Annotated in this window: 11 protein-coding genes and 1 pseudogene; 5 read left to right on the plus strand and 7 right to left on the minus strand. The window is 69.6% G+C overall.

From position 1 onward, the window contains the following. Positions 1-234: 234 nt before the first annotated feature. From pgl to tkt, 5 genes are read right to left on the minus strand one after another with little or no spacing between them, the layout of a single operon-like run. Positions 235-1,017, minus strand: coding sequence for a 6-phosphogluconolactonase (gene pgl, locus ACFXC1_RS13880; RefSeq protein WP_381242373.1), 783 nt, complete (start codon positions 1,015-1,017; stop codon positions 235-237). Positions 1,018-1,023: 6 nt separating this feature from the next. Then, positions 1,024-2,157, minus strand: coding sequence for a glucose-6-phosphate dehydrogenase assembly protein OpcA (gene opcA / locus ACFXC1_RS13885; RefSeq protein WP_381242375.1), 1,134 nt, complete (start codon positions 2,155-2,157; stop codon positions 1,024-1,026). Continuing rightward, on the minus strand, positions 2,154-3,677 hold the full coding sequence (gene zwf / locus ACFXC1_RS13890) for a glucose-6-phosphate dehydrogenase (RefSeq protein WP_381242377.1): 1,524 nt from the start codon (positions 3,675-3,677) through the stop codon (positions 2,154-2,156). The genes opcA and zwf overlap by 4 nt, the downstream gene beginning before the upstream one ends. A gap of 4 nt (positions 3,678-3,681) precedes the next feature. Next, a complete protein-coding gene (tal, locus tag ACFXC1_RS13895) occupies positions 3,682-4,800 on the minus strand; it encodes a transaldolase (RefSeq protein ID WP_381242379.1) in 1,119 nt (372 codons plus the stop codon). A 34-nt stretch (positions 4,801-4,834) separates the two neighbouring features. After that, on the minus strand, positions 4,835-6,922 hold the full coding sequence (tkt, locus tag ACFXC1_RS13900; RefSeq protein ID WP_381242381.1) for a transketolase: 2,088 nt from the start codon (positions 6,920-6,922) through the stop codon (positions 4,835-4,837). 356 nt (positions 6,923-7,278) lie between these two features. Between tkt and ACFXC1_RS13905 the strand changes: the two genes are divergently transcribed. From ACFXC1_RS13905 to ACFXC1_RS13920, 4 genes are all read left to right on the plus strand, one after another. Next, positions 7,279-8,232 carry a heme o synthase gene (locus ACFXC1_RS13905; RefSeq protein ID WP_381242702.1) on the plus strand — a complete coding sequence of 318 codons (954 nt, stop codon included), beginning with the start codon at positions 7,279-7,281 and terminating at the stop codon, positions 8,230-8,232. 66 nt (positions 8,233-8,298) lie between these two features. After that, positions 8,299-8,631, plus strand: coding sequence for a hypothetical protein (locus ACFXC1_RS13910; RefSeq protein ID WP_381242383.1), 333 nt, complete (start codon positions 8,299-8,301; stop codon positions 8,629-8,631). 105 nt (positions 8,632-8,736) lie between these two features. Continuing rightward, the gene (locus ACFXC1_RS13915; protein ID WP_381242385.1) at positions 8,737-9,843 is read left to right on the plus strand and encodes an amidohydrolase family protein; all 1,107 of its coding nucleotides are present in this window, start codon (positions 8,737-8,739) and stop codon (positions 9,841-9,843) included. A gap of 18 nt (positions 9,844-9,861) precedes the next feature. After that, entirely contained in the window at positions 9,862-10,614 is a 753-nt protein-coding gene (locus ACFXC1_RS13920) for a nucleotidyltransferase domain-containing protein (protein WP_381242387.1), read from the plus strand. Between the two features lies 1 nt (position 10,615). Here the strand turns inward: ACFXC1_RS13920 and ACFXC1_RS13925 are convergent, their stop codons facing one another. Further along, the gene (locus ACFXC1_RS13925; protein ID WP_381242389.1) at positions 10,616-11,626 is read right to left on the minus strand and encodes a COX15/CtaA family protein; all 1,011 of its coding nucleotides are present in this window, start codon (positions 11,624-11,626) and stop codon (positions 10,616-10,618) included. Between the two features lie 70 nt (positions 11,627-11,696). Continuing rightward, a complete protein-coding gene (locus tag ACFXC1_RS13930) occupies positions 11,697-14,264 on the minus strand; it encodes a tetratricopeptide repeat protein (protein WP_381242391.1) in 2,568 nt (855 codons plus the stop codon). A 294-nt stretch (positions 14,265-14,558) separates the two neighbouring features. Here ACFXC1_RS13930 and ACFXC1_RS13935 point away from each other — a divergent pair. Continuing rightward, positions 14,559-15,692: pseudogene (locus ACFXC1_RS13935) on the plus strand (glycosyltransferase family 4 protein); the annotation flags it as partial. Positions 15,693-15,746 lie beyond the last annotated feature (54 nt).

Genomic DNA, 15,746 nt, shown 5'->3' on the forward strand with positions numbered 1-15,746 from the left:
GCGCGTGTGAACCTATTTTTGTTATGGGTCTCGATCGTGACCTGTGAGTCGCCGTGTTGGGAGGGTATCGCGACCCGGGGCTGCACCGGCCGGCTGGGACACACCCCCCGGGGGCGGGGGCGGGCCGGCGCCCGGAGGCCCGTGCCCCACATCCCGGGGGCGCGGGGGGGCTTTTGACCCCCGCACCCCCCCTTCCCCCCCCCCCGGCCGGGCCTCTTCAGCGGCACGCAGGTGTTACGGAGAAGCCGGCGGATACAGCGCCCGCGGCAGCTGCGAGGCCGCCGCCGCGTCCAGCAGCCACAGGGTGCGGGAGCGGCCCTGGGCGCCGGCGGCCGGTGCCTGGATCTCGCCCGCGCCGGACAGCGCGATCGCCGCGGCCTCCGCCTTGTCCGCGCCCGCCGCGAGCAGCCACACCTCACGGGCGGAGCGGATCGCCGGCAGGGTCAGGGTGACCCGGGTCGGCGGCGGCTTGGGCGCGCCGTGCACGCCCACCACCGTGCGCTCGGTCTCCCGTACGGCGGGCAACTCCGGGAAGAGCGACGCCACATGGGTGTCCGGGCCGACGCCCAGCATCAGGACGTCGAAGGTCGGGACGGAGCCGTGGTTCTCGGGACCGGCGGACCGGGCGAGTTCCTCGGCGTAACCGGCCGCCGCGGCGTCCACGTCGGCGCCGTAGGGACCGTCCGACGCAGGCATGGCGTGCACGCGCTTCGGGTCCAGCAGCACCGCGTCGAGCAGCGCCTCACGGGCCTGGGTGACATTGCGCTCCGGGTCGCCCTCGGGCAGGAACCGCTCGTCGCCCCACCACAGGTCGAGCCGGCCCCAGTCGATGGCGTCCCGGGCGGGCTGTCCCGCGAGGGCCGCCAGCAGACCGTTGCCGTTGCGGCCGCCGGTGAGCACGATCGAGGCGTAGCCGCGCGAGGCCTGCGCGTCCACGATCTTCGTGATCAGCCGGGCCGCGGCGGCCTGGGCCATCAGTTCCTTGTCGCGGTGGACGACGAGTTGGGGAGTGCTCACTGCGGATCAGCCTTCTTGCTTCTTGACCGGGGGCATCTTCGCGGGGGTCGGCCGGTCGGCGTCACCTTCGCCCGCCGAAGCGGAAGCCGGTGCCGGAGCCGACTTGGCAGTCGCTGCCGGAACCGACGCGGGCGTCGCCTCCGGTACCGCGCGGACCGGCAGCGCCGGCACGGGCTGGTCGGCCGCCGCCTCGGCCCGCTCCGCCGCCGACTGGATGCCGCCCAGCCGGTCCACGCCGAAGCGCAGCGCGGAGGCGTAAGTGTCGTCCGGGTCGAGCCGGCGCAGCTCCTCGGCGAGGAGTTCGGACGTCTCGCGGCGCTTGAGCGCCACCGCGCGGTCCGGCTGGCCGGGCAGGGCCAGGGTGGCCATCGCCCCGTCCGACCGGTGCAGCGTGATGGGACCGCCGGTCGTCTCCAGGCGCACCTGGGTCAGACCGGGACCGGCCGAGATCGCCCGCCGGACGTGCACGTGGAGGCGGTCGGCGAGCCACATCGCGAGCAGTTCGACGCTCGGGTTGGACTCCTCGCCCGCCACCTCGACGGAGACGATCTCCGAGGAGACCTGGTCGAGCGCGGCGGCCAGCATCGAACGCCACGGGGTGATCCGGGCCCAGGCCAGGTCGGTGTCGCCCGGTTCGTAGCTCTCGGCGCGGGACCGCAGCTCCTCGACGGGCTTCTCCGCCGCGTAGCTGTCGGTGACCCGGCGCTGGCTCAGGGCGCCCAGCGGGTCGTTCGCCGGGTCGCGCGGCGCGTCCACCGACCACCAGACGACCACCGGCGCGTCCGGCAGCAGCAGCGGCAGCACCACGGACTGGGCGTGGTCGGAGACCTCGCCGTACAGCCGCAGGACGACCGTCTCGCCGCTGCCCGCGTCCGTGCCCACCCGTACCTCGGCGTCGAGGCGGGACTGGGTGCGGTCCCGGGGGGAGCGCGAAACGCGCTTGATGACGACGAGCGTGCGCGAGGGGTGCTCGCGCGACGCGTCGTTCGCGGCCTTCAGGGCGTCGTAGGCGTTCTCCTCGTCCGTGACGACGACGAGGGTGAGCACCATGCCGACGGCCGGGGTGCCGATGGCGCGGCGGGCCTTCACCAGCCCCTTGTTGATCTTGCTGGCGGTGGTGTCGGTGAGGTCTATCTTCATGGCCGGCGCCAGCTCCGTCCCTCTCGTGCGAGCATTTCGTCGGCCTCGACCGGACCCCAGGTGCCGGACTGGTACTGCGCGGGCTTGCCGTGCTTGTCCCAGTAGCGCTCGATCGGGTCGAGGATCTTCCAGGACAGCTCGACCTCCTCGGTGCGCGGGAAGAGGTTCGAGTCGCCCAGGAGGACGTCGAGGATGAGCCGCTCGTACGCCTCGGGGCTCGACTCCGTGAACGACTCGCCGTAGGCGAAGTCCATGGAGACGTCCCGGATCTCCATCGAGGTGCCGGGGACCTTGGAGCCGAAGCGGACCGTGACGCCCTCGTCGGGCTGGACGCGGAAGACGATCGCGTTCTGGCCCAGCTCCTCCGTCGCCGTCTGGTCGAAGGGGGAGTGCGGGGCGCGCTGGAAGACGACCGCGATCTCGGTGACGCGGCGGCCCAGGCGCTTGCCGGTGCGCAGGTAGAAGGGGACGCCCGCCCAGCGGCGGTTGTCGACCTCGACCTTGATGGCTGCGTAGGTGTCGGTCTTCGACTGCGGGTCGATGCCGTCTTCCTGGAGGTAGCCGACGGCCTTCTCGCCGCCCTGCCAGCCCTCGGCGTACTGCCCGCGGACGGTGTTCTTGCCCAGGTCCTTCGGCAGCCGTACCGCGCCGAGCACCTTCTCCTTCTCGGCGGCCAGCGCGTCGGCGGAGAAGGAGGAGGGCTCCTCCATCGCGGTCAGCGCCATCAGCTGGAGCAGGTGGTTCTGGATGACGTCACGGGCGGCGCCGATGCCGTCGTAGTAGCCGGCCCGGCCGCCGATGCCGATGTCCTCGGCCATGGTGATCTGCACGTGGTCCACGAAGGACCGGTTCCAGATCGGCTCGAACATCGTGTTGGCGAAGCGGAGCGCCAGGATGTTCTGGACGGTCTCCTTGCCGAGGTAGTGGTCGATGCGGAAGACCTGGTCGGCGGCGAAGACCTCGTGCACGACCCTGTTGAGGTCCTCGGCCGACTTGAGGTCGTGGCCGAAGGGCTTCTCGATGACCGCGCGGCGCCAGGAACCCTTGTCCTGGTCGGCGAGACCGTGCTTCTTCAGCTGCTGGATGACGACCGGGAAGGAGCGCGGCGGCACCGACAGGTAGAAGGCGAAGTTGCCGCCCGTGCCCTGTGCCTTGTCCAGCTCGTCGATCGTGTCGCGGAGCCGCTCGAACGCGTCGTCGTCGTCGAAGGTGCCCTGGACGAAGCGCATCCCCTGGACGAGCTGCTGCCAGACCTCCTCACGGAACGGCGTGCGGGAGTGCTCCTTGACCGCGTCGTGGACCTCCTGCGCGAAGTCCTCGTGGGCCCACTCGCGCCGGGCGAAGCCGACGAGCGAGAAACCCGGCGGCAGCAGACCACGGTTGGCGAGGTCGTACACGGCGGGCATCAGCTTTTTGCGTGACAAATCGCCTGTGACGCCGAAGATGACCAGGCCCGACGGCCCCGCGATTCGCGGGAGCCGTCGGTCGGCGGGGTCACGCAGCGGGTTGCTGCTCGACAAGGTTTCAGCCCTCCGAGGGGGCGAGGCGCGAAAGCTCCGCCTCGGTCGACTTGAGCAGGTCGGTCCAGGCCGCCTCGAACTTCTCGACGCCCTCGTCCTCCAGCAGCTGCACGACCTCGTCGTAAGAGATCCCGAGCGCCTCTACGGCGTCGAGCTCGGCGCGCGACTGCTCGTACGTGCCGGCGATGGTGTTGCCGGTGATCTGGCCGTGGTCCTCGGTGGCCTCGAGAGTGGCCTCCGGCATGGTGTTCACCGTGTTCGGCGCCACCAGGTCGTCCACGTACAGGGTGTCCTTGTACGCCTTGTCCTTGACACCGGTCGAGGCCCACAGCGGACGCTGCTTGTTGGCCTGCGCCTTGTCCAGGGCCAGCCAGCGGTCGGAGGAGAAGACCTCCTCGTACGCCTGGTAGGCGAGCCGCGCGTTGGCGAGACCGGCCTTGCCGCGGGCCGCCTTCGCCGCGTCGGTGCCGAGCGCGTCGATCCGCTTGTCGATCTCGGTGTCCACGCGGGACACGAAGAAGGACGCCACCGAGTGGATCTTGGAGAGGTCCAGGCCGCGCTCCTTGGCCTTCTCCAGGCCGGTGATGAACGCGTCCATGACCTCGCGGTAGCGCTCCAGCGAGAAGATCAGCGTGACGTTGACGCTGATGCCGAGACCGATGGTCTCGGTGATCGCCGGGAGGCCCGCCCTGGTCGCCGGGATCTTGATCAGGGTGTTGGGACGGTCCACCAGCCAGGCCAGCTGCTTGGCCTCGGCGACGGTCGCCGCCGTGTTGTGGGCGAGGCGCGGGTCGACCTCGATCGACACGCGACCGTCCTGGCCGCCGCTCGCGTCGTAGACCGGGCGCAGGATGTCGGCGGCGTCACGGACGTCCGCCGTCGTGATCATGCGGAGCGCTTCTTCGACGGTGACCTTGCGGGCGGCGAGGTCGGTGAGCTGCTGCTCGTAACCGTCGCCCGACGAGATGGCCTTCTGGAAGATCGACGGGTTGGTGGTGACGCCCACGACGTGCTGCTGGTCGATCAGTTCGGCGAGGTTGCCGGACGTGATCCGCTTGCGCGACAGGTCGTCCAGCCAGATCGCGACGCCTTCCTCGGAGAGGCGCTTGAGTGCGTCTGTCATGGAAAATGCATCTCCTACGTGTCGTTTGTCAGCGTCAGCTCTGGGCGGCGGCGAGGGATTCCCGGGCCTTGGCGGCCACGTTCTCGGCAGTGAAGCCGAACTCCTGGAAGAGCACCTTGCCGTCGGCGGAAGCCCCGAAGTGCTCCAGGGAAACGATGCGGCCGGCGTCTCCGACGAACCGGTACCAGGTCAGACCGATGCCGGCCTCGACCGCGACCCGCGCCTTGACCGACGGCGGCAGCACGCTGTCCCGGTACTCCTTGTCCTGCGCGTCGAACCACTCCACACAGGGCATGGACACGACCCGCGTCGGAACCCCGGAGGCCTCCAGCTGCTCGCGCGCCTCGACGGCCAGGTGCACCTCGGAACCGGTGCCGATGAGGATCACCTCGGGCGTACCCGTGGACGCCTCGAACAGGACGTAACCGCCCTTGGCGGTGCCCTCGTTGGCCTCGTACGTCGGCACACCCTGACGCGTCAGCGCGAAGCCGTGCGGGGCGCCCTTGCCGTAGACCTTGGTGTAGCGGCGCAGGACCTCGCGCCAGGCGATCGCGGTCTCGTTGGCGTCGGCCGGGCGGATCACGTTCAGGCCCGGGATGGCGCGCAGCGAGGCCAGGTGCTCGACCGGCTGGTGGGTCGGGCCGTCCTCGCCGAGACCGATGGAGTCGTGCGTCCACACGTACGTCACCGGTACGTGCATCAGCGCGGAGAGACGGACCGCGTTGCGCATGTAGTCGGAGAAGACGAGGAACGTACCGCCGTAGACACGGGTGTTGCCGTGCAGCGTGATGCCGTTCATCTCCGCGGCCATGGAGTGCTCGCGGATGCCGAAGTGGATCGTGCGGCCGTACGGGTTCGCCTCGGGCAGCGGGTTGTCCGCCGGGAGGAACGACGAGGTCTTGTCGATCGTCGTGTTGTTGGAGCCCGCGAGGTCGGCCGAGCCGCCCCACAGCTCCGGGATGACCGCGCCGAGCGCCTGGAGGACCTTGCCGGACGCGGCGCGGGTGGCGACACCCTTGCCCGCCTCGAAGACCGGGAGCTTGTCCTCCCAGCCGGCCGGCAGCTCGCCCGCGGCGATGCGGTCGTACTCGGCGGCGCGCTCCGGGTTGTTGGCCCGCCACTCCTGGTACGAGGGCTCCCACGCGGCCTTCGCCTCGCGGCCCCGCTCCAGCGCCTGACGGGTGTGCTTGAGGACGTCGTCGGAGACGTCGAAGGACTTCTCCGGGTCGAAGCCGAGAACGCGCTTGGTGGCCGCGACCTCTTCGGCGCCGAGCGCCGAGCCGTGCGCGGCCTCGGTGTTCTGCGCGTTCGGCGCGGGCCAGGCGATGATCGAGCGCATCGCGATGAACGACGGCTTGTTCGTCACCTTCTTCGCGGCCTCGATGGCGTTGTAGATGGCGTGCGGGTCCAGGTCGCCGTCCGGCTTCGGGGCGACGCGCTGGACGTGCCAGCCGTAGGCCTCGTAGCGCTTGACGGTGTCCTCGGAGACCGCGGTCTCGGTGTCGCCCTCGATGGAGATGTGGTTGTCGTCCCACAGGAGGATGAGGTTGCCGAGCTCCTGGTGGCCGGCGAGCGAGGACGCCTCCCCGGAGATGCCCTCCTGGAGACAGCCGTCACCGGCGATCGCGAAGATGTAGTGGTCGAAGGGGGACTCGCCCTGCGGGGCGTCCGGGTCGAACAGACCGCGCTCGTAGCGGGCGGCCATGGCCATGCCCACCGCGTTGGCGACACCCTGGCCCAGCGGGCCGGTGGTGGTCTCCACTCCGGTGGTGTGGCCGTACTCGGGGTGACCCGGAGTCTTCGAGCCCCAGGTGCGGAACGCTTCCAGGTCGGCCAGCTCCAGGCCGAAACCGGCCAGGTAGAGCTGTGTGTAGAGGGTCAGGGACGAGTGGCCGGCGGACAGCACGAACCGGTCGCGCCCCACCCAGTCGGCGTCGGCGGGGTCGTGCCGCATCACCTTCTGGAAGAGGGTGTAGGCGGCGGGCGCGAGGCTCATGGCCGTACCGGGATGGCCGTTACCGACCTTCTGTACGGCATCGGCGGCCAGGACGCGGGCGGTGTCCACGGCCCGCTGGTCCAACTCGGTCCACTCGAGGTCTGTGGTGGTCGGCTTGGTGCTCACCCTGAGTCAGGGCTCCTCTCCACATGTCACGCATGTCGGATGCCGGTGCACTTGGCGCCCACCGGCCGTTGTCGAGCCTACCCCCGTGAGAACGTGCATTTTTTCGAGTCATTCCAGACTGCCGGGACTCTCGGGGATCCGCCTCCCGACTGGCCCGTTTCGTATTCGGCAACTGAATACGGAGGTGCTCGTTCGAGTGCTCAACAGAGTGCTGATCAGCTCTTCCGGGGGTGCCGTCCAACACGACCCCACCCCCGCGAATGTCCGGGTCTGGGCAACGTCTACAGTGGCGTGGTACGCGCGAGCCTTTACCGGGAGTTCACACCCGGAGGCTCGCTGGGATGTCTCTGTCAGGGGTGTGCGTGACGGCCGTTGAATCCCGTCCAGCGGGGATTGTCGGGGCGAGTCAGAGCCCGAGCCGGCGGCCGATCGGGGCCCGGGTCATGGCGTTCGTGGCGCTGACCAAGCCGCGGATCATCGAGCTGTTGCTGATCACCACCGTTCCGGTGATGTTCCTGGCCCAGCAGGGTGTGCCCGACCTCAAGCTGGTCCTCCTCACCTGCCTCGGCGGCTATCTCTCCGCCGGCGGCGCGAACGCGCTCAACATGTACATCGACCGCGACATCGACGCGCTCATGGACCGCACCTCGCAGCGCCCCCTCGTCACCGGGATGGTCAGCCCCCGCGAGTGCCTCGCCTTCGGCGTCACCCTCGCCGTCGTCTCGACACTCCTCTTCGGCCTGACCGTCAACTGGCTGTCCGCGTGGCTCGCGCTCGGAGCGCTCCTCTTCTACGTCGTCGTCTACACGATGATCCTCAAACGACGTACCTCGCAGAACATCGTGTGGGGCGGAATCGCCGGCTGCCTCCCGGTCCTCATCGGCTGGTCCGCGGTCAAGGACTCCATGTCCTGGGCCCCGATCATTCTTTTCCTCGTCATGTTCTTCTGGACGCCGCCGCACTATTGGCCGCTCTCCATGAAGGTCAAGGACGACTACGCGCGCGTGGGCGTGCCGATGCTCCCGGTGGTCGCCTCCAACAAGGTGGTCGCCCGGCAGATCGTGATCTACAGCTGGGTCATGGTCGCGGTCTCCCTCCTCCTCACGCCCCTCGGCTACACCGGCTGGTTCTACACCGTGGTCGCACTGCTGGTCGGCGGCTTCTGGCTCTGGGAGGCACACGGCCTCCAGAACCGCGCCAAGGCCGAGGTGACCGGCGGCAAGCTCAAGGAGATGCGCCTCTTCCACTGGTCGATCACCTACGTGTCGATCCTCTTCGTGGCGATCGCGGTGGACCCCTTCCTGCGGTAGCCCTGAGGCGGGAGTCACTCCCCCCGCCCGTCGCCGTTCGACCTACCCGTCGGTAGCATCCTGGCCATGGCAGACACGCAGCAGGTTGACGCGAAGGCCGAGCGCCAGGTGGCCCGCCTCGCCAAGCAGATCGGCACCTTCTCCAAGGCGCACGGCGGGGCCGAGGGCCAGGTCGCGTACATCGGGGAACGCGGCGCCCGCATCGTCCTCGTCGGCGAGGACGGCGGCTGGGGCGACCTGGTGGCCACGACCTACGAGATCGCCCAGCAGGCCGTCGAGAAGTCCGGCATCACCGTCCACGAGGACTTCGACGGCGAGTTCGCGGCGAAGGTGACGACGGGGCGGTACGAGTGGAGCCGCATGGCGGGCATCCAGGTGGGCGGCCCGAGCAACGGTTGACGACTGGGCACCCCCTCACACGGGGTGCGTACGAGCAACACCTCACCCCCGTTTCACCCGTTAGGCCCCGTACAAGGCACGCAGTCACCGCCACGGGGAGCCCGGATGATCGAAACGCCGTCCCTCGTGGACCAGTACTGCCACGGCGTACTGAGAACGGAGCTGGGCCTCGGCACCTTCGAGGCCCAACTCGCCCGCACAGAGGGCCCGCCCGCCCCCGGCACCACCCTCTTCGACACCCAGACCGGATTCGCCGTACGGCGATGGTGCCCGCCCCTGCTGGGCCTTGAGCCGCACTGTCCGCCCGCCCGCTATCTCGCCCGGCGCCGTGAACTGGGCGTACTGGAAGCGGGCCGCAGGCTGCTGCGCGGCAGTGGCATCACGACGTATCTGATCGACACGGGCCTGCCCGGCGACCTCACAGGCCCCGCCGAGATGGCGACGGCCGGCCAGGCGGACGCGCGGGAGATCGTCCGCCTCGAACTCCTCGCGGAACAGGTCGCCGACACCTCCGGCACCGTCGAGTCCTTCCTCGCCAACCTCGCCGAGTCGGTGCACGGCGCCGCGGCCGGCGCGGTGGCCTTCACCTCCGTGGCGGGCGTACGGCACGGTCTCGCGCTCGCGCCCGAACCCCCCGACCCGGGCGAGGTTCGGGGCGCAGCGGGCCGCTGGCTGGCAGGCCGCAGGGTCGGCGGCCCGCTCACCGATCCCGTACTCCTACGACACCTGCTGTGGATCGCCGTAGCGTCCGGGCTGCCCCTCCAACTCCACGCAGGACTCGGCGAACCGGGCCTCCGCATCGACCGCACCGACCCCGTCCTGCTCACCGACTTCGTGCGCGCGACGGCCGGGCTCGGCACCGACCTCGTGCTGCTGCACAGCTACCCGTACCACCGGCACGCGGCCCATCTCGCGGGCGTCTTCCCGCACGTCTACGCCGACTCCGGCGCCGCCCTCGTCCGCACCGGCGCCCGCGCCGCGACCGTGCTCGCTGAGATCCTGGAGCTTGCCCCCTTCGGGAAGATCCTGTTCTCCAGCGGGGCCCACGGGCTGCCCGAACTGCACGTCGTGGGCGCGCGGTTGTTCCGCGAGGCGCTCGGACGGGTGCTCGGTGGCTGGGTTGCCGAAGGGGCCTGGTCACTCGCCGATGCGCAGCGGGTCGCGGGACTGATCGCGGTCGGCAACGCGAAACGGGTGTACGGGCTGGAGTGAGCTGTACAGACTGGGCCAATGCCGACCGACGTGTTGCTCGACCGCTTCCTGAACGAACTGGCCCCCCTGAAGCCCGTCGCCGTGTGGGCCCACGGTTCGCTCGCCGGGGGCGACTACCAGGAGGGGCGCAGCGACCTGGACCTGATAGCCATCCTGGACCATCCCCTCAAGCCGAGCACCGCCCGCCAACTCGTCGCCCTGCACCGGGGCTTGCGCACCGACCCCCTCGCCACCCGCCTGCACTGCAGTTACCTCGCCCCCGGCACCCAGGACGCCCCGAACCAACGGCACCTCACCTGGGCCCACGACCACGTCACCCGTCGGCCGGTCACGCCCGTGACCCGGCGTGAACTGCACGACTTCGGGCGGGTGTTGCAGGGCGGATCACCGAAGGAACTGCTGCCCGCGGTGACGGACCTGGAACTGGGCGAGTTCGTGGTCCGCGACCAGCGGGAGTACTGGCGGCCGGCCGTCGACAAGGCGCACCTCTGGCACCAGGACATCTGGGTCGACCTGGGCCTGACCACCTTCGCCCGGGCGACCGTCACCCGGCGGGAGGGCCGCCTCATCACCAAGCGCGAGGCGCTCGACCTACTGCCCGGCCTGGGCGCCCCGGCAGAGGTCGTCGAGGACGTCGTACGGCGGCGTTACGACGATCCGGTACCGTCCGCCGTCGACTCCGTAGAGGGCGATTGGCTCGACCGCAGGGCCAAGCTGACGCGGGCCTATCTGGGCCCGGCGATTGACGAGTTGGTTACCCGCTACGGATGACTCACGCGCGCGTGGGCAGCGTCTGTTCCACCGACGGCCCCGGCAGGTCCGCCACGACCGCCGGCCGCTCGCGCAGCGACAGCAGCACCCGCAGCACCCCGATCCACACCAGGCAGGAGCCGAGCATGTGGAGGGCGACCAGGGCCTCGGGGAGGTTCGTGAAGTACTGGACGTAACCGATGACGCCTTGGGACAGCAGGATCAGGAACAGCTCGCGGGTGCGGTCCAGGGGGCCCCTGGGGGCGTCGACCGCCTTGAGGACGAACCACAGGGCGAACGTCAGCGTGACCACGATCCAGGCGAGCACCGCGTGCAGCTTGGCGACCGTCTCCCAGTCGATCGGGATCCGGTCGACCTCCTTGGAGTCGCCCGCGTGCGGGCCCGCGCCGGTCACCACCGTGCCGACCGCGATCAGCAGCACGGAGGCGGTGACCAGGAACCACACCAGCTGCTGCACGGCCTTCCCGACCAGCGGCTCGGCCTCCCCGTCGCCCTCCCGGCTGCGCTGCCACATCAGCGTGGCGACCGCGATCAGCGCCGAGGAGAGCAGGAAGTGGGCCGCGACCGTGTACGGGTTGAGGCCGACCAGCACCACGATCCCGCCGAGGATCGCGTTGCTCATCACGATCCAGAACTGCGCCCACCCCAGCCGGGTGAGGCTCCGGCGGTACGGCTTCTCCGAGCGCGCGGCGATGATCGCCCAGCCGACGGCCGCGCACAGCACGTACGTCAGCATCCGGTTGCCGAACTCGATGGCACCGTGGAAGCCCATCGCGCTGGTCGTGGTCAGCGAGTCGTCCGTGCACTTGGGCCAGGTCGGGCAGCCGAGCCCCGACCCCGTCAGCCGCACGGCACCGCCGGTGACCACGATGACCACCGACATCACGAGCGCGGCGAGAGCCGCCCGCCGAACCGTCCGGGGATCCGGGGTCCAGCGCGCGGCGATGAAGGCGAGGGGGTTGCGCGCGGCGGAGACGATGTCGGCGCGGGTCACGTTTGGCACGGGGTCCATCGTAGGGGGGTGCTTGTGCACGAATTCACGTGGGCCGGGCTTCGGACGGCGGATCGGGTGAAAGCACTGGTCACAGCGACTGACGGATGCGCTCGGCCTCGACCCTGAGCTGCTCGGCCTCCCGGTGGTCGCCGCGGTCCGCGACGCAGTCGGCCAGGTGCTCGTACACCGCTGTCAGCACGGGGTGGTCGCCGCCGAGCGCGGTCCGGAAGATCTCAGCCGCCTCCCGAAGTACGCGTTCCGCACCTGGACCGTTGCCCTCGGCCCGCAGCACGGGTCCGAGCCGGGTGAGCGACTTGGCACGGTAGTAGTGCTGATTGCCGTAGGCACGCCGGTAGATCTTCTCGGCCTGCTCCAGAATCCGCTTCGCCTCGGCCGTCCGGCCCTGAGCGAGCCGCAGCGAACCCAGTTTGTTGAGGCAGGACGCGTACTTGTGCTCCTCGGCCTCGCTGCGCTTGCTGTGCAGTTCCACCACCGGACCGAGGAGCGCGTCGGCCCGCTCCAGTGCCGCACGGGCCTGGCGCGCCAGGTCGAGGCGGCGCAGCGGCTGCACGGTACGGCGGGCATCCTCCCGGTGCTGTTCGCCTCGCCGCCGCAGCACGTCCGCCAGGAACTTGGCGACCTGCGCCGTCTCGAAGTCCTCCCCTCCCCGGTGGACCTTGCAGGTCTCCAGGGCCGAGTTCAGCCTCTCCTCGGCGAGCTCCAGCTGCCCGCGGTCCTGGGCGACGATGCCGAGGTCACGCTGGAGCATGGCACGGAAGACCGTGTACTCCGGCGGCTCCTGACTGCCCCGGCTGGGTATCCGTTCCTCGGCGCGTTCGTAGTGGACGGCGGCCTGGGCGAGTTGGCCCGCGTTGCGGTGGATCAGGCCGATCTCCTGTTCGGCGACGGCCCAGTCGAGACTCTCCTCCCGCCAGGTCTGCCCCTCGTAGATCTTCACGGCGGTCTGCACGGCCTCCAGTGCCTCCGGGAAGCGGTTGCGCTCGCGCATGATGCCGCCCAACTGCCGCTGGCACTGCGCCCGTAGCCGAAGGAACGCCTCTCCTTCGTGGTCCGCGCACAGGTCGAGGGCCAGTCGGCACTCCTGTTCGGCCTCGTCCAGTGCGGCCAGCAGATAGTGCTGGCGGGCCATCGCGTAGCGGGCGGTGGCGCGGGCGAGTTCGTCGTCGTCCCCTATCTCGCGGAGTTCGGCCTCCTGCTCGAAGAAGTCCAGCGCTCGTACCCAGTCGCAGCGGTGTTCCTGGTACATGCCGACGCGGTGCAGCAGCCGGGCCAACGCCTCCGGGTCCTGCGAGGCGCCGTATCCGCCGTCCGCGTCGTCCCCCCAGGCCAGCTTGTCGATGACGGCCTCGACGTGCGGCATCAGGCGCTCGCACACCGGCCACGACGCCAGCAGGTCCGGTGTCGGGGGGAAGCAGGCCTCCATGAGCCGCACCGCCGCCTGGGACCATTCCAGACGCGCCGCCTCGTTCAGCTCGTCGTGGATCAGTATCTGGACCCGTGGATGCATGCCGTACGCGGCTGATCCGTCGCGCCAGTCGCCGCTGCGGGTCACCAGGGAGTGGTCCACCAGCAGCATCACCTCGCGGTTGAAGGTGACCGGGTCGGTCATGATGGCGCACAGCCGGCCCGGGAGCACCGATCGGTGCTGGGTCAGCGTCGTCTTCTGTACGTCCTCCGACGCCATGAACGCGAACAGCTGCAACAGGTCCACGGCGGCGGGCGAGGCCTCCGAGACCCTGATGATGGACAGCCGGAAGGTGTCCTCGACGGAGGCCCCGCCGGGCAGGTCGCGCAGGTACTCGGCCACGGTGATCTCGGCCTGCACGATGTAGGCAGCGGCCTGTTCGAGGGCCAGCGGCAGCCAGCCGAGCTGGCGGCCCAGCGAGGTCATGGCCCGATGGTCCGCGTCGGTGACGTGGTCGCGTGCGATACCGAAGCGGCGGCGCAGGAACTCGATGCCCTCGTGCTCGGGGAACGCCCGCAGTTCGATCGGGTCGGCGCGCAGGCCGGTCCCCCCGTGGTGCTGCTGGGTAGTGATCAGCACCTCGCCGTCGCCCTCGGACGGCAGCAGGGCGCGCAGGGAATCGTCGTACGCCGGCCATCCGTCGTAGACGAGGAGCCATCCCGGCTGGTCGCGCAGCCGGGACCACAGGTTCATGAGGACGACGTTCTTGCTCTCCTGCTCGGGGATGCCCACGTACTCGGCGAGCTCCAGCAGTTCGGTGCGCAGTGCGTCGGGCCGGGAGGCGTGGAGCCACCATGTGAGGGTGTGCCGGTGGAGGTGCTGGAGGGCGTAGGCCACGGCCAGCTGCGACTTGCCGGCGCCGGTCGCTCCGTACAGGACACAGACGCGCGGGAGAGACCTCTCGTTCTTCTCGCGGCGTTCGACGTCCGGGCGGCGCAGTACGCTCACGATCCGTTCGCTCTGCGCCGCACGGCCGGTGAAGTACATGCTGAGCATGGGGAGGTTGTTCGGTGGGCCCTGCAAGGGGCTGGGCGATTTCGTACGGGGGATCTCGGCAGGCTTTCGCGCCACCTGCGCGGCGACGGCACCGGTCAGACCCACGACGACCGCGGCTCCTGCGGCCAGCCACCACAGCAGTGCCTTGCCCGAGTCGGCGGCTTTGGCGGCCACGGTGAGGAAGGCAGCCGCTCCGGCCCCCGTACCAGCGGATAAATTGATCACCCACGAACGCATGTGACCCCCCGAAATCGCTCCGCTACACACCACGAGCATCCCTCTCGCGTTTGCGGGCGAATGTCATCTAATCTTCAGTTTTCCCCGGTGCTCGCGCTTACAATCAACGAAAACCTGGTTCGTTGAAGAGACAAGCCGCACGTCGTATGGATACGATTCCCGCTCGCGGAAGTTGTTCTACCGTTTACCGGGTCTGGCCCGAGCACGGTGGCCAGTGCGCCGGAGGCGGCAATGGGGCAGGCGAGCGGTTTCCAGACCCCGAGAAGGCTGAACATCGCCTTTGTCCACTGGGCGTTCCCGCCCACGGTCGGTGGGGTCGAGTCCTATCTGTGGAACTGCTCCCGGCTGCTGGCCGGACTCGGCCACCGGGTGACGGTGTTCACGGGGACACCGGGGGCCAGGACGCCCCCGGCGGACGGGGTCGAGGTGCTGCACCATCCCGCTCTCGACCTGTCCCGGGCCACCGGGGGTCAAGAGGAAAGGGAGTCCCTGCGGGACTGGTTCCGGGCCGAACTGACCGTACGGGGCGTCCGGTTGGTGCACGGTCATAATCTGCACCATTTCTCCGCGGCGCCCGCCGAGGCCCTGCTCGACCTGCGTGATGCGCTGGGGCTCGTGCTGCTGCACACGTATCACAGCATCTGGGAGAAGCCTGAGAACGTCGCCCTGGCCGAGGCGTGCGGCCGGTTCGACGCGCACTTCACGGTCTCGGAGTACCTCAGCGACGCCTGTTCGAAGGTGCTGGGCGTGGACTGTGCGAAACCCATGTACCTGGGGATCGACGCGGAGTCCTATCTGCGGGTACCCGAGCTTTCCGACCCGAAGGAGGGTGAGGCGGTCGCTATTCTTCTGCCGGCCCGGCTCATTCCCGACAAGGGTGCCGAACTGGCTGTGAAAGCCTTGGCCAAGGTTATTGGGGAGGATCTTCCGGTTCGGCCGTACCTGGTTCTCATGGATACGCCTGACTCGGTCGATTTCCACGGTGAGAAAGTCGGATTTCGGGCTACCGTGCGCACGCTCGCAAAGACTCTTGAAATTCTCGATCGGGTGCGCTTCGAACGAGCCGGCGTGGATGGAATGTCTGATATGTACCGCGGGGCGCGGGTCGTGATCTGCCCGTCCACGTTCGCGGAACCCATGGGACTCGCGGCCCTGGAGGCGATGTGCGCGGCGCGTCCGGTGATCGCCACCAAGGTGGGCGGTCTCGCGGAGGGAATCGGTGCGAACGGGGTGTCCGGCTTCCTCGTGGATCCCTATGACATCAACGACCCCGCCCGGTGTGTCAACGACCTCGCCCGGCGCATCACCGAACTGCTCCGCTCCCCCGAATTGGCTCGGTCCGTCGGCAACGAGGCGCGGAAGCGGGTACAAGAGGAGTTCGATCTCGAAGGCCGTTGTCTGCCGCCGCTGGTCGAGGCC

The organism is Streptomyces hokutonensis (assembly GCF_042751305.1).
Taxonomy (GTDB): Bacteria; Actinomycetota; Actinomycetes; order Streptomycetales; family Streptomycetaceae; genus Streptomyces; species Streptomyces hokutonensis_A.